Below are 19,919 nucleotides of genomic sequence, written 5' to 3'. Positions count from 1 at the left end.
TCGAACCCGTGTCTCTCCTATCACGCCTAAAGCCCAAGATGTCGCAGCACTATGATCTAGTAAGTCATATCACTCCACTGCGAAGTGGCTCGCGGTTAGGTTTCTCCAATCGATCTACCCCAAACTCAAGCTCGAGTTAGCGCCCAGAACCGCAGGGGCAGGGCGATCGCCGCTGCCACCAGGCCCAGAGTATAGCCGATCCAGACGCCGACCGCTCCGAGATCGAAAAGGAACCCCATTGCATAGCTGGCCGGCAAAGCAAGTGGCCAATAGGCCGTCAGGGTAATTATCGTCGGCAGGTTCATGTCCGACATTCCCCTTAGCGCGCCCAGCGCAGTGCCTTGAACGCCATCCGCAATCTGCAGCAGTGCTACGATGAAAAACAATGTGACCGCGAGGTCAATGACGGCCGGGTCATCCGACATCGTTTCCGCCAGCATTCGGCCAGCGGTAATGAAGACGATTGCGGCAACCGCCTGCCAGAGCGTGACCATCACAAAGGACGCCTTCAGAATTGGTCTTAACCTTTCCTGATCACCTGCGCCGACTGCAAGACCGACACGGATCGAGGCTGCACCCGCCATGCCAAGTGGGATCATATAGGCCAACCCCGCAAGCGCGTTGACGATCTGATGGGCAGCCAGCGCCTCGGCCCCCAGCCAGCCCATCATCAGACCCACCACTGCGTAAGCCCCGCCCTCACCTGCGTATCCAAGACAGAGCGGCAGGGCGTCTTTGGCTTGTGACCAGATATCCGCCCATGCAACGGTCACCCGCTGGCGAAAGGCGGCCAGCCCGGGCGCGCGTATCAGCACATAAATCCCGGCAACTAACGACGTACATTGTGAGAGTATGCTGGCCAGACCCGCGCCCAGAATTCCAAGATCAAGAATGTGAATAAAGGCATAGTTTGCGGGTACGTTGAACAGGACGCCCAGATAAGACAGCGCCACGGCTGTCCAGGGCCGCCCAACGGCGTCGAACAGTGCTTTCAGGCCGAAAAAAAGTGTAAAAGGTACGATCCAGATCGCCATCGACATCCAGTACGGCAGCAGGATCGCCAGAACGTCTTTGGGTTGTCCCAGAGGCTCCAGCAGCGGATAGAGTGCCATCATCACCAATGCCGCAGCGCCGCCGCCCAGAAAACACAACAACAGCCCGCTGCGCAACGCCAGAGCAACCCGCGCAGAATCGCGTGCGCCCTCGGCTTGGCTGATCTGGACGGAAATTGCGGTGATTACACCCCAAAGAGCGGAGATAAGGATGATCAGAACGGCCGTGGTCACACCTGCTGCCGCCAGCGGGACCGTGCCAAGCGGAGAAATCATCGCCGTATCTACGACACCGATCAAAAGTGCGGCGGCCAGCCCGACCATCAGCGGCACGGCAAGCCGGATCAACGGCGTGAATTCGGCGCGGGTGGGCGCCTGCGAAATCAGGATTTGGTCTGTCATGGGGCACCTGCCGGAGAATGTCCGGCGAAAGAGTCGCGATAAGGAGCTTTATGCTCTGAATGAAGAGGGGCTACTCAGCCTTGCGACGGGAACACCATGAAATTGGTCCTTTTAGGGACAAGTTAACAGCTAAGGTTCTAGGGGAATAACTGCTCGGCGTCCAGATCGCTTTTGCAGAGCTGTTTGCCGAACCCTACCAAGGTCAGGAATGAGCGGGGTTCACCGGGACGTGGTGGGGCTCTGGTCAAACTATCATCTAATTGGCAGCCACGTGGGCAATGTCACGCAGAAATTTGGCACTTTGGTCGTCGGCCGGAAAAAACAGCTCAATCTTCATATCGTCTAGCGTGACGTCCATGACTGTGCTGAATTGCGCAATGGTTCCAAACAGGGAAAGCCGCTGACCACCAAAGCGGTAGATCGTAGAAATTGTCGGCCCGATCACCGCGTCACTGCGGGCGTGCCCCTGTTGCGACAACGTGCGCGCCGCGGCGTCCAGTGCGGGTATGCCGCCTGCGTTGGCGCTTTCAGCGCGCAGCCGCAACATCGTGTGATGCGCGACCTCGGGCCAGTTTTCGACAAGCTCAGGCATCAGCGGGCTGGTCAGCAGTTCCAGCAGGCTTTGCCCCTCGCCGATCCCCAGTGGCTTGAACAGCCTTTGCGCTCCGCTGTTGAGCATTACAACCGTCCAGAGCCGGTCCAACACCATTCCAGGGTAAGGGGCATGTTGCTGCAGAGTCCATTCGACCGCATTCCGGATGGGCGACATCGCCGCGTCATCAATCGGCGTTGCGGCAAAACGCGGCGCGAACCCTTCGGCGCGCATCATCTGATTTCGGGTTTCGACCGGAAGGTTCATGACCTCGGACAGATGAAGGATCATGTCCCGGCTGGGCCGGGACCGCCCGGTTTCAAGAAATGAGATATGGCGCGCGCTGACCTCGGCTTCGACCGCAAGGTCCAGCTGGCTCATCCTGCGTCGCTTTCGCCACTCTTTCAGTATGCCGGGATAGGGTGTCATGACCTGAGTTTAACAAGGGTTCGAACAGAATTCACTTACCTCTGAGGTAATTGATTTGCGTCCGCCGCAAGCCGCATGAAGAGCACATATCGAAAGGAGAAGTTCATGACCCAACAACAGTCATCAATGCGAATTTCAGGCGGTGTTCTTGTCGCAACCGGGGTACTCTTCGCTCTGGCCGCGCAGCCGTTTCTGCACCCTGTCGCGTATATTTTTTTGCAAATCGCGTATTGGCCAATGCACGCCGTTCCCGCAGAGCTGATGGTTCCGTCGCCTTTGCTGCTGGTGATCACCGGTGGCCTGACGGTTGGCTTGGGGGGAATGCAGTGGGCGCTGGGAACCTATGTTGCTCCGGTATCGGCGGCAGCCGCGACCAAGACCGCTCAGATTGCGGCATGGTCCTGGTTTTGCGCCGACAGTTTAGGCTCTATTCTAGTAGGGGCGCCCTTCAACGTCGTACTAAACCTGTCCTTTCTGGTCCTGATCCTGTTGTCTTGCCGCCCCGACACGGCAAGCAAACACGCAACATCCTGACGTGAAGTGGAATTCACTGGGTTTAAAAAGAAGGACTGGCTATTCTATAAAACCTTCAATGGTCGAGGCGACTTCAACGGCAGTTTTTACATCGGACATGCTGGCGCTATCAAAGGCGCTGCCGCTTTCGACACTTGGCCTGAGTCGTTCATGAATGGACAGGACTTCTTCTTCCAGTTTGGCCGGCTTTTCTTAGGACCAGCCGACCTTGGTCTTCGCAGGTTGCAGGACGAGTGCGAAACGATCTCTCCGGCGGCCTTGAACAATCGTCTAAAGGAACTGCAAGCCGCAGGGTTCGTTTATCGCGCGGAAGGAGGATACGCATCACTCTGGACACGGAGCGATTGTTAAGAGCAAGGGCAGCAAGCTGCCCTTGCTTGGTCGGTTCCTTAAAAGGGGAACCGATAATGCGAAGGAGGTGGGTGTACAACCTCCGGCGGAAGGCCGACGTCCTTCCTCAGATGAGCCGGTAACTCGGCTCTCTTTCGCAGAATAGGCCGTTCCACACTCGGTCGCCGGGCGAAGATAGCCGCTAGCTGCAGTAAGAGGCCACGCGACCGGCTGATTGGTATATAAAGTGATAAGCTTGGCATTGTTCTCTCCATGAAATGATGGAAAGCCGCCACATGAGGAAAACACAGAAAAGGCCGCTCACGGGGCGGCCTTCAGATCGGAAACCTGTCAGACCGCTTTAACGGGCTACTGCGCCTACCGCGCGAAGCATTGAGGTCTGACAATTCAGCATATCTGATATCTCCTGTATCAGGGTTTCCGGTTCGTCCAGTTACCAGACGAGTGGTCTCAATTCAACAACCCACACATGTATTGGTCGAGTTCCCCCGGATAGCCAGTTCACAAGCGTTGGGAATAAACCAACGTATTGTTCTATTTGCAACTAATGGCGACCGCAGCGACATTTGTCATTTCTCAAACTCTGCGTTCGCAGCGAACGGCAGCTGTGCGGGCTGCAAGCGTAGCATATTAACTAATCAGTGATGGGCAGGTTTGGGCCGTTGGTCATTTGCAATAAGCTATGAAGTGGATATCCGAAAATTCAGTTTTTTGAACTTGGATGCCAAGCGAGGCCTCCTTGAAAAATGGTAGAACCCGGTTCGTTTGGTTCGCGCGTTGAAAAATCAACCTAAACCCATACAAGCATTGCAGCAAAAAATCGAACACAAACTCCAACAGTTATGTAACGTAAGCGGGGAAGCAACGTTTAGAGACCGATCGGAAAATCGAACTTATGGCAGTGCAATCTAACCGAGGTTCGGAAGCATCGGAAGGAGTTGTTCAGCCGACATCTGCTCCCAAGAGGCTTGGTCTGTTCGCCATGACTCTGCTGGTCGTCAGCGCGATGTTTGGTGGCGGAGTTTTCAACATTCCGCAAAACATGGCCGAACAGGCCGCGCTGGGTGCGGTTCTCATTGCTTGGCTCATCAGCGGCCTGGGTATCTTCTTTGTCGCGCGAAGCTTTCAGGTTCTGGCCGATATCCACCCGGAGATGACCTCGGGTATCTACATGTACGCCCGCGCCGGCTTCGGCAGGCTCGCCGGTTTCCTGATTGCCTGGGGTTATTGGTTGTCCGTCGCATTCGGAAATGTCAGCTATGCTGTTCTGCTGATGGACGCCCTGAATTACTTTTTCCCGCCTTACTTTCAGGACGGGAATACCTGGCAGGCCACGCTGGGTTCATCCCTGATCATCTGGGGCCTGTGTTTTCTCGTCATGCGTGGCGTGAAGGGTGCATCGCTTATGAACAGTATCGGGACCGTGGCCAAGTTCCTGCCGGTTCTTGTGTTCTTGGCGGTGGTGGTTTTCGTCTCGTTTGGAAAGGGACTTATCACGGCGGATTTCTGGGGGAATATTCTGGACACTCAACATGCCGACAAACCCTTGGGCAGTCTTCTCGACCAGATCAAAAGCACGATGCTGGTTACACTCTGGATGTATATCGGCATCGAATGCGCCGTTGTGATGTCCGATCAGTCTGACGCCAAAACCGTCAGCCGAGCAACGATCCTTGGTTACTTCATCGTGACCGTCATCTTTGTTCTCATCTCCGTGGTGCCATTTGGCGTGCTGTCCCAGGGTGAGCTTGCAGCGCTGGCCCCACCCTCCACTGCGGGCATCATGATGTCGCTTGTCGGCTATTGGGGCGAGGTGTTTATCAATGTCGGCGTAATCATCGCCTTGCTCAGCTCCTGGCTGGTCTGGACGCTGCTTGTGGCGCAGCTGCCGTGGGTCTGTGCAAAGGACGGGACTTTTCCGAAGTTCTTTGCCAAAACCAATCAGGCCGGTATCGCGTCGAATTCGCTGATAATTTCAACCGTGATCATGCAAGCAGCCGTCATCGTTGTTTATTTCGCCGACAACGCATGGAACTTGATGCTCTCGATCACAGGCGTGGTTATCCTGCCGGCATACATAGGCTCTGCCGTTTTTCTTTGGAAAGTGATCTGGTCGGGCGATTACCCGCGTACCGCAAAGTTCAGCAGGAATACGGCCCTGATCACCAGCTTACTCGCGACAGGCTTCGGTCTGTGGCTGGTCTACGCGGCGGGCATCCAGTTCATGCTGGCGGGCGCCATTATCTATGCGGCCGGATTGCCCGTATTCTACTGGGCGCGCCGGACTGCCGCGGATTCTGCCACCACGTTTGACCGGGCCGAGGCATTGGTTGCCGCAGGTCTGATGCTGCTGGCAGGCGTAGCTTTGTGGATGTTGGTTGACGGGCGGCTGCCTCAGGTGTTTTCGGGTTGAACGATCAGGATAGTTTGCGCGGCCCAACCGTTGCAATCCGTTGATTGACCAGGATGTTGGTGCTGTCCAGTCCCGGTTCCTGCCCATACAGATCAAATTCGATATCAACGTCTGACTGAAAGACCAGGCAATGCGTTGAACCACCAAAATGGAACATGCCAATCTCGTCACCTTTAGTAACGTGTTGGCCTTCGCAAACGGTGATGTCACAGGTTGAAACTTCGGCCATGCCGATGCCGACAAAACACATGAGGCCGATATCCGGATTGTCCGCCTCAATGAATATCAACGCGCGTGTGGCAACCTCGGCAATATAACCCTGCGAGGCATTCGGACCAGCAGGGTCCAGTCCTTCCGGCATGATTTCCGAGTAATAGGTTCCTTCGATCCGACGGGTTTTGACGACCCGGCCCGAAACCGGCGCATGCCAGCGATGATAGCTGAGCGCGCTCAGGAATGCCTGGTACACTGTGGCCGAGTCAAAGTGACTAACCAGCGGATCGTTATCCAGCATGAATTGCAACGCGTAAGGTTGCGCTTTGATCCAGAACTGATCGCGCAGCTTTACCTCTCGGGCGACCCGATAGGGCGCGGACTCGCAGGCGTTAACGACAACCGCATCGTCGTTGGGCGCAGCAATGGGTCGGACCCCGTCGCGAAACCGGCGCGTGAAGAAATCGTCCCAGGAGTTAAACCCGAAGTGAGGGAGCGACGGGTCGCAAATGAAATCTTCTTTGAAGGTGGGCATCGCTTTTTGCGCATCTGCCCCAAACCACCCAGTTTTGGGATCATCAGTCAAAACCGATTTGCTTTCCGGTGATTGCAAGTAGACGGCCCATTCATTCAGCATGTCGCGCAGGCACGAATCGATCTTGTCATCTAGAAACCCGGCCCAGCCGCCCACATTGGCCATTGACCAGTCTAGGATCGCATTGAACGGAAATCCGACCAGTCCGCTTTCATTAAACTCGGGTGCGTGCGTCATGATCGTGTTGAACAGCCGAAGCATATGTTCATAGTCGCGCACCTGCGTCTTGCCCGAAGGTGTGGTTTTCTTGCTCTCAGGCACTTCCTGAAACATCTGAGAAAAGAACATAAAAGCCTTCGCATCCGTCTCGATCAGAGTCTTGAGCCGTTGCACAGATGGCAAAAGCGGGCCGGTGTCCTGCTCGGCCTTGTCGGCGATTTTCGCAGACCAAGCGTCCAGCACATCCTGATCCGAAGGCAACCATTTGCCGACTTTGTAATGAACGTTTACAGAAGTTTCTTTCAAAGTCATCGTAAGCACCTTATCCAGCTGCGTTCTAGTCAATTTCAACCCTGACGATACTACGTGTCCAGACGCTACGGAGTCCATTTAGATGCAGACAACTTGAGATTTGCAGTGTCCGCGGTCCAGACGTTTATCACGACATAAACTGTGCACTTACAGTGAATGGCCGTAATGCGGGCTGCTGTCGCAGCATACGGTGAACCTTCCGAAGGCCGGCTCTGACCCGCATCTAACTTGGAAAAGCTTGGGTGTAGGCCTGACGCAGCATTGGACTGCGCCGGCCGAAAAGCGAAGCGGACACCGCTGAGCCAGGCAATTCCCATACACCATAATCCGGTCCAAGCCGGTAGTCGCCAAGACGGGTCATTCCCAGGTTCTGACAGACCTGCGCTCCGCCTGGCGAACAGCTAATTGAGCCCAGTCCATGCAGAACAATATCGCGACGAGCCAATTGTTCTAGGTAGGTTACAAAGGACGACAACAACAAAGGCGCAGCACTTTCGTGACCACGGCTAACAATTAAGGCTGGGCAATAGCCGAAGTAAGTGCCCGGTAGGATAGGCTGTCGTACTCGCTCGACGGATAGATTTGATTCACGCAGTCTACACGCGCGAAATTCGGCTTCATCTTCAGGGAAGAGCAATAGCAGAGCCCATTTTGCGACCATCCGACCATCCCTGATAACCATTTGCCAATGATCGCCGTGGGTTTGGTAGATCGGCAGGAAAACTCTCCTATCAGCGGCGAGCTCATCGGGTAATCGACCCAATTCCGTGTCCGCGGTCGAGATCATGTGGCAGATCGCCTCCCGGTAAGAACCACTAAAATGCCTGTCCACCAGTACATCGTCCAGCAATTGGTACTTTGAATCGACAAAATTACCCTTTCGCGCCTCCCAATCCAGCCGACAAGCTAGTACCTCGTCGATGCTCCACCCCAGCCTTTCCGACAACCTGCTCTCTAGGTCGCCTCGAATGAACGACAGCGAGCGTTCGTATTTGCCGATTGCATCTACACTTACATCTAACAACGCTGCCAATGCCTCTTGTGTGATGCGACCGTGGGTGACGTTGTCGGACCGCCAGCGGCGTAGCTTTTCAGCAAACAAAGAAGGTTGAATTGGCATACAGACCCACAAAAGTTAGAGGACTTCGTGATTTAGCATGCCTGTTGAGGTCTAATGGGCCAAGGGACTTGCGGATGACTTGCGGGTAGTCCGGATCATGTCAGCGGTTGGTTAGAGATGAGGTGTGCAGGGTCGATCCATATCAACTACAAATGGAACCCTGCCAATGTCTCGACGTATCTCCTCGCTTCCAGGTGCAACAGAGCTTCTGTTTCCCTGGTTCTGGCCAAGAAAAGACAATCGTAAACCCGAACCGCATTTCGACAATGGCCAACACAATCGTTACGGCTGTGAACCTGGTCCCGCAGCCAGGCCCCGCCGATGGTTTTCATTCAACCGTACAAATCGGCACTGAACCAGTAGCGAACTCAAACTTTATTGCGCAGTCTATGAGTTCGATGAGTCCTTGGCTTTGCGCCCGCGGCGAATGTCTGGAATGACGAGCCGCAACGCGGCATAAAAAGTAATCGTTGGACGGCAGCTCTGGGCCGTGCGCATCCGAGCCTTTCAGCCGTTGAGTCGCATAGACGTATCTTCTTCCCTATTACCTGCAGCCATTTTGCTAAAGGCCTTTCGCCAGCCTTCGGCGAGCTCAGGCAAATTAGCCAGAACGACAGCATCCTCTGAGGAGACACGCCGCGTCAAACGTGCCGCTGTGACACGGCTGACAGACCAATTTGGCTGTGGTCTTTCCAAAAGGCGAACCTCATCGCCAACCCCTGCCGTTCCATTCTCAAGAACGCGATAGTACCAGCCTGTTCTGCCCGTCTTTTGGAACAGGTATGCCATGCGCGGGTTAGCCGTGTGTGCGGACACTTTCCAGCAAGGTTGCCGACCCTGACTGATTTGTACGACGGCGGAGCCCAGTCGCAGAATATCACCAATGCACAGTGTTTCTTCGGTCAAACCTCGCGTCGAAACATTCTCGCCAAATGCTGCTGGAACTGTTCCCTCGGGGATTGCTACCTCGGTGATCCAGCTCGGGTAATGATCCGAAGCATAATGATGTATCGCCTTGTCTCGCCCGCCATGATGTTTGAGGTCAGCCTGCGCGTCCTCAACAAAGCCAGTTTCGTTGATTTCGCGCGCGCCAGACACTGCGGTCTTGCCAATTGCGGACGGCGCGCGGCTGTCCCAAAGATGTTCGATCTTTCCAAAAAAGAGACCGTCGATCCGAGCGACTAGGTCATGATCCATTATATGCTCACCTGCTCATGGCAAATCTGCTCGGCTTCGCCGGGCGTGAGTACGACTTTCAGCAAATCACAGTAAGGTGCACCATCACGGTCTTGATGGTGTGAGCAATCCCGACATAATCCAAATTCGCGACCTGTGTTTTGCGCGACGATGTCCAGTAGCAAGTTCTTTAGAATGCACTGTAAGACTTGTCTTTCCGCATCGCCAATCGTAGCGAGAGCGGTTTGAAGTGGCGCAGGCACGCACGCCATTTCCCGCCCTGTATCCGTCAAATTGTAACTGATAACGCGTTTGTCGACCTCTGAACGATGCTCTGTCACATAGCCCTTTTGAAGAAGGGACTTCAGAGACTGGGTAGCAGTGCCGCGGGTCGTGCCGAGGTATTCAGCAACATGGGATGGGCTTCTTGAGAACCTGTTCGCCTGCGCCAGATAGCCGAGCATAGCACGTTGCGTGGGGTTCAGATCCTCCATCCAGCCTTGTGCCGAGTCCAGCCTTGCCAGTCGATTGATCAAGTCGCGAATATGGGGTCCTTCTGTCATGATATTATTGTATCGACTCGAAATTATTATTGCAATAGTTTCGAGTCGATACTAATAGTGAGTCGAAACCACGTGAAAGGACATGATATGAAACGCTCACTTCTCACGTTCTCTGCTGCTGCCTGCTTTCTCGGAACCGCCACGATGGCGGATGGCACCCACAATCACGCCATCCACCAGGAGGGCGCCATTCGGTCCAGGGCGGATAGTGCAAAACTCGCGTCATTCGACATTCTGGCCGCACACGCGCACAGAAAAGGCAATGTCGTCTCCTTCCATATGACCACAAACGGCACTGCAGGCGCGGACACTCCCGAAGCCATTGGCGAGGTCGGTGGATCGAATGTGCTGTCCTATGTCTGGCCGACGTCTCTTGATCCCTCTGCCGTTGGCTTTGAGGGCGGAACGGGCATTCTGGCAATGGCCGCGACCAGCCACCCGGATTTCGATGACACGCCACTCTATGACGAAAACAATGATGGGGACCCTTCAAACGACGGCGTCGTCTGGCACAGTCACTGGGTTGTCCTGACCCCAACCGAGGCCTGCGGCCCTGGCGCCTTGGCGGTGCGCGACATTCCCGAAGGCGAGACACCGCAACTTCCCGCGACCTGGCCGGGCTTCCCCATCTTCCTCGACAGCCCGGGCTTTACGCCGCTATTCGACGGCCCTGAAATAACAGTTAATGTTGGGTTCCGCAGTGATGTGGAACTTACGGGTGTGGCCTATGACGGGGTAACATCCGCCCTTCGAGTGAACGCGAACATCCACTCACCTTTGCTCTGTGTCGTCGATGTCTTTGATGTGGCGTCAGGCGATCTCTCGCTGCCAGGCGAGATAAATTGATCCATTCGAGGGCCTGTTTTTGCAGCCCCTCCATCGTCTGCGGGCGGCGGTTCGCTTTGAGACCGCATTTCACGACATCTGAAAACGGCCTTTGTCATCGGTAACCACGATGGCCGTTTCACCCAGCGCATACGCCTTTGGGTTTTACTAATAGCTGCGCTGTGCATAAACGGCGGCTTTTGAGAAGCCATAGTTTGATTTTTGATGTGACCGGATGTCGGCTTAGGGCCGCCAGCGATGGCGACCCATTGGCGCTATATCTCAATGGCTTCGGCGATGACCAAGGCATCCTCAAGTTCGACGCCGAGATACCGGACTGTACTGTCCATCTTGGTATAGCCAAGCAAGAGCTGGACCGCTCTGAGGTTGCCAGTTTTCTTGTGGATTTGGGTGACTTTCGTGCGCCTCACTGAATGGGTTCCGTAGGCGCTTGCTTCAAGGCCGATAGATGTGACCCATTCTCAAACAATCCGGGCGTATTGACGCGTCGAGATGTGCAATCGCTCGTGGGATCGGCGGGCCAAAAGGCATTCTGAACCGACCATGAGTTCGTCTTCCATCCATTTCCCAACAGAGGCACGGGTGCCTTCGGAAATTTCGAAGCGCACAGGCTTCTGCGTTTTGTTTTGCAGTACTGAAGCGCGTTCCTTGATCTGACCCGATGACATGATATCGACAACCTTCATTTTCACCAGATCACAGCCGCGAAGCTTGCTGTCGATTGCCAAGTTGAAGAGAGCAAGATCCCGATGGTTTTCAGCAAGCTCGAGGCGAACTCGGATTGCCCAGACATGTTTTGGTTTCAGCGGGTGCTTTTGACCCACGATACGGCCTTTGTTCCAGGCTGGTCGAAGTGCGCGAATGGCAGGTAAGTTTAGGGTTCCCATGACTGACCCTCCAATCCGCCATGCCCGCCCACAACGACAACCCGACGTTGACGCAATACAATACCACAGGATGCTGCGATTGCTCCGAGGTCCTCTTAGAGCCCTTAGCGACCGACACCGTGAATCGAACTACTGTTGTGGCGAGTACCAAATTGGCGAAGTGTACGCGCGTTCCTGTGCCGTCATTGGGACGTTATCTGGCATTTGTATTCCAAATTTGACAGCATCATACGCCGTCCAGCGAGGGGTTGGAATTTCTATGACCCGGGCATAATAGAATGCGCTTTCCGAAGGATCGAAATCCGGGTCTTCCCACACGGTTCCCAGCTCAGAGGCTCCAATTGTATTGGTCCACGAGGGGATCGAAAGGTCCACTGTGGTGCCTACGGATGACAACCTACCAGCGGCATCTGGTTCGCGGGTACCAGACCAGGCCACGTCGTAGACTTTTTCCCGTTGCTCTCCATCTGCATCTAACCAGCCCTTTATGATCTGGATTCGATCCAGGTTTGCTCCCATCGGATCACGGAGCGCATATACCAGAAAGGAAGGTGCGCCTTCCCCGCGGGCAAGATCACCACCCATCGGCACACCTTTGGTGTATCCCACAAGCGCCAAGTCGCGCCGCAAGGCATCTTCTTCGGTAAAAGAATATCCTCCAAACATACGGACGCGCATTCTGGGCCCTGTTGTTGCGTAGGTTTCACGCCGATGCATCGCATCCCAAATGGCTTCTCGGGAATTCTCCTGCGCCCATACTGCTGTCAGACCGCCAGTAATGTATTGCGATGAAAGCAGCGCAACAGTCCCGTCAGCATAGGTCTTGCTGACATGTTGGCTGCGCTCTTCGCTGGGCTCATACCCGGTAAATTTCCCGAAGAAATTGTCGTTGTCTGGAGCCGTCAAACCTGTGTGTGTGTCACTGGCCCCACTCAAGCCAAACTTGAAAGGATTCACCCCCAAAGTCTTTTGTAGGGACAGGCCTCGAAGCAACCCGGATCGAGCGTATTCACCGGGCAACATTTCTGGCTCTTTCGGAACCGAAGCATCCAGATTGCCGTAATCCCACGTTTCGAAGTTGGCAAATTCATCGTCAGGTGACAGGAACGGATGGGCCTCACCATCTCCCTTAATCTGCGTTGGTTCGTATAGTCTTTCCCATTTGTTTCGCGCTTCTGCGTATGCGGGATCTAACGGCACACTATCCGCGAAATCATCGACTAACGGGAACATCCAGCCGTTAGACAAGTTCCCATTATGTGGAATAGCAAGCACACGCCCGCCTGTCGTTTGCTCATAGTTCTCCAACCACTTCCAAAGATCACGAGGGTTGGGTGAGCCCACCGGTGGCGTTGTTGTGTAAGGCAGTACCTGTCTTGTGAGCTCAGGGCCGTCGCGAAAGATCACATTTCGGTGCAAATTGTTCCCTGCAACAAGAGATGTCCATTCATAGGCGATAAAGGTGCTGAACACGCCGGGATCATTATACTCTTCCGCGGCATCGATAATTTCGTCCCAAACACGGGCATACGCGGGGTTGCCCGGTTGATAGTTAAGCGCAGGGGAAACCTGTCCTTGAGCAAACGCCGCTGTCAGCTCGAGCGCAGCCGCCAGAGCGGCTTCTCCACCTTTGTTGAATTCTTCATGGAAATATCTGCCTTGCTCATCTGCTAAGATGTTGGGAGCACCTCCGATGATGTCGGTGATAGCACCCATTGCATCCGAATGATCTGTAATCATGAAGAAATCGAGAGGCATCGACAATTTTACAGGTTGCCCCGTGTTCGACACAACTTCTTCGCCACGCGCAAACCGATAGGCATCACGCGGCATGAGGCGCGTACCGCCTCCACCAGCATCCCCGGAAAGACCAGTATGAACGTGGGTGTCACCAAAATAGACTTGAGTTGGATATGCGCGTTCAGCGTAAGGTGAATAGGGCCGACCGGAAGGACCGGAAAGGCCTGACGGATTTACTGCATCCTGAGCTAAGACTGGGCTCCCCAGAATTAGAGCTGCTGGCAAAACATAGCGAAACAATTTTTCCTCCCTAATTGAAGACACCATAGCACAGCTCTGCTCCGGAATTTATTTTCGACTTAGTTCGAAGGTTTGCTAGTTCCGCAGACTGTTAGTCGACCACCTCCAGATTTTGCGCTCGCGGTGAAAGTCCGGTTTGCGGGCTGCGGTCGCAGCATCTGAGAGAGGTGTTAGAGTCCGGAAAGCGAATCTTTAATCAGTGCGTCCATGTGTGCTTTCTCAATCTGCTCGAGGACGGTGAGCAGCGCGGCTGCGCGCTTCACGGCGTCGAGCGGGAGGTCGGTTCGCAGCGACAGGCAAAGAAAACGGTTTGGGACCTGTTTTGAAAGTTTTTTTGGCAGGCGATTTCGAAAACAGAAAATGCGGCCGCGGCGTATGAGGTAGGGGGCCGCGTGGCAGTGGGGTTTGCGCGATCGTTTGCCGGGTCGATTTCTGATCGTCGGTGTCACATCGGATTTTCAAGAGGCTCTGTCGCCCTTTTTTTCCTATATTTTTTGAAACAGGTAGCTGTGCGGGCAGTTTGTAGCTAGCCAGTCTCACCCAAAATTCCCTGAAAACAGGGACTTTTGCAGGGAATTGGTAGCGATTCGGGGTTGTTTCATGACAGCAGGCCTGAAATGTGAAACCATATCAGTGACTTGTGGGCGAGACCCCTGATCATCCAAACAGGGAAATTCTGGCGTACTTTCAGTGAAGACTCGCGAGCTTTCAGGGAAAAGGTATTGCGTGCAGTTTTCTGTATCGGTGACCTTCTTCGACGGTAGATAGCATTCGAACAAGTGCAGTCCGGAGAAAAGCTAGCTCCAATGAATAGTAAACTTTGCTTCGGCAACACATGGCCGCAACAGTTCCTGCGACCTCGTCTGAATGCTGCATAAGTTCGATCAGCGAGGGATGCCTGAGCCGAGACTCCTATTGGTTGGATAAGCGCCATTATGTGAAGTTTGAGGGGCCTACTGTGAATAACCATAGGTGAGGCCAGGGCCTTAGGGTCAGGACCCATTGATTTCCGCGAAGGGGCGTGATTCACGGTTCGAAAAACGAGCGGTGAACATGTCTGATTTTATCTGGCTGACGGATGCGCAGATGGCGTGTCTTGAGTCCTTCTTCCCCAAGTCCCACGGCAAGCCACGCGTTGATGATCGACGTGTGTTGAGTGGTATAAAATTCATTAATCGCAATGGTTGAGGTGGCGCGATGCCCCTTCAGTCTATGGCCCACACAAGACGCTCTACAACCGTTGGAAGCGGTGGAGCGACAAAGGCATCTTCGCCCGGATGATGGCCGGTCTGGCTGCCGAACACGGCGAAGAGAAGACTGTGATGATCGACGCCACCTACCTGAAGGCCCACCGTACCGCGACCAGTTTGGGCGTCAAAAAAAGGGGCGTGGACGCCTGATCGGTCGCACCAAGGGTGGCATGGACACAAAGCTGCACGCCATCTGCGACAGCCAAGGGCGTCCTCTGAACCTGTTCGTCACCGCCGGTCAGGTCAGCGACTACACTAGCGCACGGGCATTGTTGAGCAGCCTGCCGGACGTCGATTGGCTGTTTGGGGATCTCGGCTACGACGCCGATTGGTTCCGAGAAGCGTTGAAAGACAAAGGCATACGCGCCTGCATCCCTGGCCGGCAGCAGCGGAAGAAACCGATAAAGTACGACAAGCGTCGCTACAAACGGCGCAACCGGATAGAGATCATGTTCGGCAGGTTGAAGGATTGGCGGCGTGTAGCCACCCGATACGACAGATGTCCGAAGGTCTTCCTGTCTGCCATCGCTCTCGCCGCAACCGTCATCTATTGGCTATGAGTCCTGACCCTAAAAAGCCGAACAAGGGGGCAAGGACGGTGATGTCAGTATTCAGATTGAAGACAAACCCGGCAAAGGCCCAAAGACTATCCCACCTGGTCAGATCAAACGCTACACGCGCGGTGCCAAGCTCCCATCTGATCTGGAGTTCGAGGATATTGGGGACCTTTCCAAATGGAAGCTGAAGGAGCCGGGCAAAGGAAACCGCTACATTCAGGTCGATGGCGAAGTCCTCGAAGTTACGAATGACCTGTCTACCGTTGTTGATGCCGTCGGCGTCGTCGGTGATCTTCTCAACTAGATGAAAGTACGATGTTTCACAGCAAGAATAACCTCGCTTGTGCTGACGCTGGCCGGGGCGATCTTTCTGTGAACCCCGGCCCAAGTTGAAAACCCGGACACCGGACCTGGCGATGAAAAAAGCCCTTCTTGTACATTTTGCGCTTAGTACCTTTTCAGCAACGCGCGTCCAATAGGTCGATGACGTTCAGACTTTTGGACCAATCCAGACTTCCAAAGAGGCTACAACCAATAGGGCAAATGTACTTATGGGAAGAACAAAAGCGACTGGCGGGGCTATCAAAGACGAATAGTGACACGGCCCAATCGACCTGAATATGGTTCAGAAGGGGCGTTCAGTTAGGTGGGCCGAATATCTGCTTGTCAGAGACTTAAGGGCGAAAGCGGCGATGGGGGAGCGCATGAGGGTTTGGCTATTTAGGATAATTGGGCTTGTCGCACTTCTCGCATTCGCAGCAGTCGCGTTTATTTGGTTGTTGTTTGCTGCTCCGATGTTCTCGGACATGCGCCGCAACCTTGTGGAAGGAGTTCTTTCGGAACAAATTGGTCGGCCCCTTTTGGTGAACGATGATGTAAGCGTCGCGCTTGGCCGCATTAGTCACATCTACGTCGGTGGAGTGGTCATCCCGAGCCTGACAATGCCGGAGTCACCTCTTGTAGAATTGAACCTGTTGGAATTGGAGTTGGACATTGTCGCCTTGACCAACGGTCGTCTGCATTTTGACAATCTCGTCGTGGAAGGGCTCCAAGCAAATCTTCTTACAGCCGCAGACGGAACAACTAGCTGGCGAAAAGGCAGGCCAACACCCAAGCCAGCTTCCGAGGAAACAATATCAGCGGATGATCAAAAAGACGCCGCTAGCGCTGACAGTACCGATGAGATCGACACCGAAAGCAGTGGAATCCTGAACTTTCTGCGCGACAAGAACGTCAGTTTTAGGTCAATCGGGCTAAACATCGACGACAAGGTCTCAGGCTTCTCGTTTGTGTTTGACCTGAAGTCACTCGCTCTTGAACAAGCGGATAATGAAAAAAGAACGAATGTCTCTGGTTCCGGCTCCGTCAACGGTCAGGTTTTCCAAATCGAAGGCGACTACCCACACGCCGCACCGTTTACGACACGCGCCAGTTTTGGCGAATTGACCGTAAGTTACGATGGTGAGCCTTTCTCGGAGGACGAAGGTGGTGGCTATCGAGCTGTATTGAAGATGGACACCGGTGAATTCGGTGATTTTCTAGATGTCATTGGATTGGAACGCGTTTTGGAAGGCAATGGCCAGTTGCAGGCTGAACTCGTGTCTCAGGATGCCCTGAAGATCGAGGCGTTTACAACCACGGTAAGCCTGGAGGATGGACAGAGACTCGAAGCTGAAGGTTCAATAGATGACCTCTACACCGCTCAGGGCGTCGATCTGCTTTTCAACGCGCGACTTCATCCGGAAGGAGAGGCGCCGCCAGCAGCCAAAAGTATCCAGGATCTGAAGTTCACGGGCTTTGAAATGCATATGGTCGGATCCCTGGCTTCCTTCGAGTTTGAGCAGCTGCTTTTTCAAACCAATGCATTCGAACAGGGGCTGGACGTAATTGGTCCAGCATCCATCGAAAGCATTCGCCGCATGCCAGATGGCCGACTCGCCATGCTGGGCATTGCCTTGCAAGCCGGTCCAATTGAAGAGCCTGTCCTGAAAGCTGAAGGTGAAATCCTCGATCTGCTTCAGCTTCAGGACGTAATATTCGATGGTGTGCTGAACGGGCCCGCCAAGTTGATTTTGCCGAACCTAGATGAGGGTTACGTTGATCAGTTCGGCGGCATCAAAGCCGATTTCAACATATCCAATGCGGGCGGTCCGGTTTCTCTCAATAGGTTTAACGCGACCACCTACGGGACCGATCTCTGGGCGCTCGATCTCGCACTATCTGTCAACGAGCTAAAAGGGCTTGCCGGTCTCGATTTCGACGTGAAATTGGACGTCGACGACAGCGCCGAGTTTCTAACCGCAGTGAATCTGCAACCTGTCGAGATCGGAGCACTAGCTATCGATGCTGAAACCTCCAAACAGGGCGAGGACTTTGATGCCGCAATCCAGTTTGAAGCCGGGTCTTCGCATCTTCTTGCGGCTTTAGACGCTGATTTCCCCGAGGGCGCTACTGTTGTTCGGGGCAACATCGCGAGCGAAAGGCTCGATCTCAACGACCTGAAGAACCTGACTGCCGTGCTGGACCAACTGAAAAGCTTGGTAGGCGAGACCACAAAGGAACCTGAAGCCGAAGTTCAACCTTTGGTTTTACCGAAGGAGACAGACGTCCAGCCCTTAGTGTTGCCAAAGGAAAAAGGGAAACCTGCCGATCTTCTGGATGTGCAGCGCGTGCTGCGAGAAGCTGACGTCGAGGTACAGATAGAATTCAAAGAGATTGTAGGCCAGCAAGGCGTAACATCAGTTTCCAGCCAATTGTCTGCCAAAGAAGGAACCGTGGATTTCGGACCTCTTCAAATGGCCTATGGCGGCGGAAACTTCAGCCTGCGGGCGGTGATGGATTTGATTGACTCACCTGATTGGCTTTCATTGTCGGGATCGACCTCAGGATGGGAATTCGGCGAAATCTTGGATGAGTTGGGCATTGGTATTGAGGCCTATGGACGTTTAAGCGGTGAGTTCAACGTTTCGGGTAATACCACCTCGGGCAAGGCCTTCATCAACTCGATGCGCGGCAAAGCGTCTATGTCGATGTCGCAGGGCTATATCAGCACCAGCCTCTTGGAGCTGGCGGGACTGGGCATATTCCCTTGGCTGTTTTCAGAAGAGTTTCGGCAGGGTTACACCGACATCACTTGCGTGGTCGCCCCGGTCGATATCCAGGCTGGGCGGGTCAGTTCAAACTCGATCGTTATCGAAACAGGATCGGTTCAATTGGTGGCCAGGGGGCAAGTAGACTGGCTGAACGATCGCATCGCATTAAGAGCAGAGCCTCGTCGCGTAGGTAAACCCCTATCCAGAAGCGCCTGGCCCTTTGATGTGACGGGCCAGCTTTCGTCGCCAAAGTTCAAGCTGGATGTGGGTGGGTCGAGAAACCAGGCCCCGGAAGGCGCTGATGCAATGCCTGCCGACAGGCAACCGTGCGTGCCGGACATTAATCAATTGCAGTAGCCGGTCGCGACCTAATTCTTCAGCGGTTCCGGCTGTTCGGCCTGACACGCCAGAACGGCCTCAATGGCTTTTGCAGATCCGCTGAGATCGAGTTCAACCTCGGCCCCGCTTTCGCCAATAATCGTGACGCTTTGGCGTTCTCCAAACTCGGTTACAAATGCCGGGTTGTCGAAAAAGGCGTAGCCACCGGGCACGCCATTCTTGAAGACACCCACCGCTTCGCCTTCGAATCTCGCATCACCAAAATCGAACTGTACAATCCCGGTCGCCCCGTCCTCGATTTGAACCCAAGCCGGATTAAAAGCGGCAAAAAAGCCGCTGGCCTGATTGGGTGCTGCGCCGATTTCAACGGTCATTTCATTTTCAAAGAGTTTCCACGCGAGACAGCCGCTGCCCTTTTCGGGATCAATCAGGATTGTCCAGTCCCCGGAGTCACCCCATCGCTCCATACCGGCACCCCACACCGCGCCAGTGGAGATCAATGCCATTGCTGTCAGCGCCAACTTGTTCATTCGATGCCCCACACTTGTTCCGTATAAAGCTGCATTCAGAGTATCGCGCTGGATTAATCAAATACAACCATTCGATTTATGGAATGTTGAGCCAACGCCGACGGCATCCAGAGAACTTGTCCAACGACAGTTGTGGGCTGCACGCCAAACTTTGCAAAGTCCGCTTTCTGCGCATCGTCGCCATTCACGCCTAGCACACTACCGATCGCTTTGGGCTCGCAGCCGTCATTTTCCGCAGGATGCAAGAAATGGTGAAAAAGAGCCCTAACCTGTCATTGGTGTGCGAACTGGCCGCTGCGGTTGCATTCGACAGATCTCTGCCCATTTCTGTCAATCTCGAATTATCAGAGTTTTGCGAAGATGTTTGGCGCTTGTCAGCCTGAAGCAATATGTCTGACGTCAGCGCCAATGGGACAGTTTAGGTCGATTTGATAAGAGAGGGTTTCTGGCTCATCGTAACCGCCAAG

General features: G+C 54.2%; 15 protein-coding genes and 2 pseudogenes. 6 read left to right on the top strand and 11 right to left on the bottom strand.

Translation table 11 applies throughout. The annotated features are described in order from the left end of the window. Positions 1-125: 125 nt before the first annotated feature. The gene (locus AC2FEE_RS22955; RefSeq protein ID WP_496867761.1) at positions 126-1,454 is read right to left on the bottom strand and encodes an MATE family efflux transporter; all 1,329 of its coding nucleotides are present in this window, start codon (positions 1,452-1,454) and stop codon (positions 126-128) included. A 256-nt stretch (positions 1,455-1,710) separates the two neighbouring features. After that, on the bottom strand, positions 1,711-2,475 hold the full coding sequence (locus tag AC2FEE_RS22950) for a helix-turn-helix transcriptional regulator (protein WP_496867760.1): 765 nt from the start codon (positions 2,473-2,475) through the stop codon (positions 1,711-1,713). A 105-nt stretch (positions 2,476-2,580) separates the two neighbouring features. On the opposite strand from AC2FEE_RS22950, the gene AC2FEE_RS22945 reads away from it, so the two are divergent. From AC2FEE_RS22945 to AC2FEE_RS22935, 3 genes are all read left to right on the top strand, one after another. Then, a complete protein-coding gene (locus AC2FEE_RS22945; protein ID WP_496867758.1) occupies positions 2,581-3,009 on the top strand; it encodes a hypothetical protein in 429 nt (142 codons plus the stop codon). Between the two features lie 6 nt (positions 3,010-3,015). Further along, the gene (locus AC2FEE_RS22940) at positions 3,016-3,360 is read left to right on the top strand and encodes a hypothetical protein (protein WP_496867756.1); all 345 of its coding nucleotides are present in this window, start codon (positions 3,016-3,018) and stop codon (positions 3,358-3,360) included. 895 nt (positions 3,361-4,255) lie between these two features. Next, positions 4,256-5,773, top strand: coding sequence for a basic amino acid/polyamine antiporter (locus AC2FEE_RS22935; RefSeq protein WP_496867754.1), 1,518 nt, complete (start codon positions 4,256-4,258; stop codon positions 5,771-5,773). Positions 5,774-5,777: 4 nt separating this feature from the next. Here the strand turns inward: AC2FEE_RS22935 and AC2FEE_RS22930 are convergent, their stop codons facing one another. The 4 genes from AC2FEE_RS22930 to AC2FEE_RS22915 form a co-directional block, all read right to left on the bottom strand. Continuing rightward, the gene (locus tag AC2FEE_RS22930) at positions 5,778-7,052 is read right to left on the bottom strand and encodes a phosphatidylserine decarboxylase family protein (RefSeq protein WP_496867752.1); all 1,275 of its coding nucleotides are present in this window, start codon (positions 7,050-7,052) and stop codon (positions 5,778-5,780) included. Positions 7,053-7,275: 223 nt separating this feature from the next. Next, entirely contained in the window at positions 7,276-8,172 is an 897-nt protein-coding gene (locus AC2FEE_RS22925; protein ID WP_496867750.1) for a helix-turn-helix domain-containing protein, read from the bottom strand. Between the two features lie 507 nt (positions 8,173-8,679). Then, positions 8,680-9,369, bottom strand: a complete 690-nt coding sequence (locus tag AC2FEE_RS22920; RefSeq protein WP_496867748.1) for an MOSC domain-containing protein — start codon at positions 9,367-9,369, stop codon at positions 8,680-8,682. After that, positions 9,369-9,911, bottom strand: coding sequence for a MarR family winged helix-turn-helix transcriptional regulator (locus tag AC2FEE_RS22915; RefSeq protein ID WP_496867746.1), 543 nt, complete (start codon positions 9,909-9,911; stop codon positions 9,369-9,371). The genes AC2FEE_RS22920 and AC2FEE_RS22915 overlap by 1 nt, the downstream gene beginning before the upstream one ends. An 87-nt stretch (positions 9,912-9,998) precedes the next feature. Here AC2FEE_RS22915 and AC2FEE_RS22910 point away from each other — a divergent pair, with 87 nt between their 5' ends. Next, positions 9,999-10,757 (top strand): hypothetical protein, encoded by a 759-nt coding sequence (locus tag AC2FEE_RS22910; RefSeq protein ID WP_496867744.1) that lies wholly within the window; start codon positions 9,999-10,001, stop codon positions 10,755-10,757. Between the two features lie 254 nt (positions 10,758-11,011). On the opposite strand, the pseudogene AC2FEE_RS22905 reads toward AC2FEE_RS22910, so the two are convergent. The 3 genes and pseudogenes from AC2FEE_RS22905 to AC2FEE_RS22895 form a co-directional block, all read right to left on the bottom strand. Continuing rightward, positions 11,012-11,644 (bottom strand): annotated as a pseudogene (locus tag AC2FEE_RS22905) (tyrosine-type recombinase/integrase). 129 nt (positions 11,645-11,773) lie between these two features. Next, positions 11,774-13,684 (bottom strand): DUF3604 domain-containing protein, encoded by a 1,911-nt coding sequence (locus tag AC2FEE_RS22900; protein ID WP_496867742.1) that lies wholly within the window; start codon positions 13,682-13,684, stop codon positions 11,774-11,776. A gap of 170 nt (positions 13,685-13,854) precedes the next feature. After that, positions 13,855-14,133 carry a DUF6538 domain-containing protein gene (locus tag AC2FEE_RS22895; protein ID WP_496867740.1) on the bottom strand — a complete coding sequence of 93 codons (279 nt, stop codon included), beginning with the start codon at positions 14,131-14,133 and terminating at the stop codon, positions 13,855-13,857. Positions 14,134-14,737: 604 nt separating this feature from the next. On the opposite strand from AC2FEE_RS22895, the pseudogene AC2FEE_RS22890 reads away from it, so the two are divergent. Beyond that, positions 14,738-15,494: pseudogene (locus tag AC2FEE_RS22890) on the top strand (IS5 family transposase). Here AC2FEE_RS22890 and AC2FEE_RS22885 read toward each other — a convergent pair. After that, complete coding sequence (locus tag AC2FEE_RS22885; RefSeq protein WP_496867738.1) at positions 15,478-15,879, bottom strand: hypothetical protein; 402 nt, start codon at positions 15,877-15,879, stop codon at positions 15,478-15,480. The pseudogene AC2FEE_RS22890 and the gene AC2FEE_RS22885 overlap by 17 nt on opposite strands. A gap of 418 nt (positions 15,880-16,297) precedes the next feature. Between AC2FEE_RS22885 and AC2FEE_RS22880 the strand changes: the two genes are divergently transcribed. After that, a complete protein-coding gene (locus AC2FEE_RS22880) occupies positions 16,298-18,940 on the top strand; it encodes an AsmA family protein (RefSeq protein ID WP_496867736.1) in 2,643 nt (880 codons plus the stop codon). Positions 18,941-18,951: 11 nt separating this feature from the next. Here the strand turns inward: AC2FEE_RS22880 and AC2FEE_RS22875 are convergent, their stop codons facing one another. Then, positions 18,952-19,452 (bottom strand): hypothetical protein, encoded by a 501-nt coding sequence (locus AC2FEE_RS22875; protein ID WP_496867734.1) that lies wholly within the window; start codon positions 19,450-19,452, stop codon positions 18,952-18,954. Positions 19,453-19,919: the final 467 nt, after the last annotated feature.

It is taken from the genome of Ruegeria sp. YTSC199, assembly GCF_059609725.1.
Note: the sequence above shows the minus strand (reverse complement) of the source record. Positions and strands in the feature narration are given on the sequence as shown.

Bases quoted from the DNA above. Each gene is read 5' to 3' on its own strand.
- AC2FEE_RS22955 (WP_496867761.1), bottom strand. From the start codon at position 1,454: ATGACAGACCAAATCCTGATTTCGCAGGCGCCCACCCGCGCCGAATTC.
- AC2FEE_RS22950 (WP_496867760.1), bottom strand. From the start codon at position 2,475: ATGACACCCTATCCCGGCATACTGAAAGAGTGGCGAAAGCGACGCAGG.
- AC2FEE_RS22945 (WP_496867758.1), top strand. From the start codon at position 2,581: ATGACCCAACAACAGTCATCAATGCGAATTTCAGGCGGTGTTCTTGTC.
- AC2FEE_RS22935 (WP_496867754.1), top strand. From the start codon at position 4,256: ATGGCAGTGCAATCTAACCGAGGTTCGGAAGCATCGGAAGGAGTTGTT.
- AC2FEE_RS22930 (WP_496867752.1), bottom strand. From the start codon at position 7,052: ATGACTTTGAAAGAAACTTCTGTAAACGTTCATTACAAAGTCGGCAAA.
- AC2FEE_RS22925 (WP_496867750.1), bottom strand. From the start codon at position 8,172: ATGCCAATTCAACCTTCTTTGTTTGCTGAAAAGCTACGCCGCTGGCGG.
- AC2FEE_RS22920 (WP_496867748.1), bottom strand. From the start codon at position 9,369: ATGGATCATGACCTAGTCGCTCGGATCGACGGTCTCTTTTTTGGAAAG.
- AC2FEE_RS22915 (WP_496867746.1), bottom strand. From the start codon at position 9,911: ATGACAGAAGGACCCCATATTCGCGACTTGATCAATCGACTGGCAAGG.
- AC2FEE_RS22910 (WP_496867744.1), top strand. From the start codon at position 9,999: ATGAAACGCTCACTTCTCACGTTCTCTGCTGCTGCCTGCTTTCTCGGA.
- AC2FEE_RS22880 (WP_496867736.1), top strand. From the start codon at position 16,298: ATGCGCCGCAACCTTGTGGAAGGAGTTCTTTCGGAACAAATTGGTCGG.
- AC2FEE_RS22875 (WP_496867734.1), bottom strand. From the start codon at position 19,452: ATGAACAAGTTGGCGCTGACAGCAATGGCATTGATCTCCACTGGCGCG.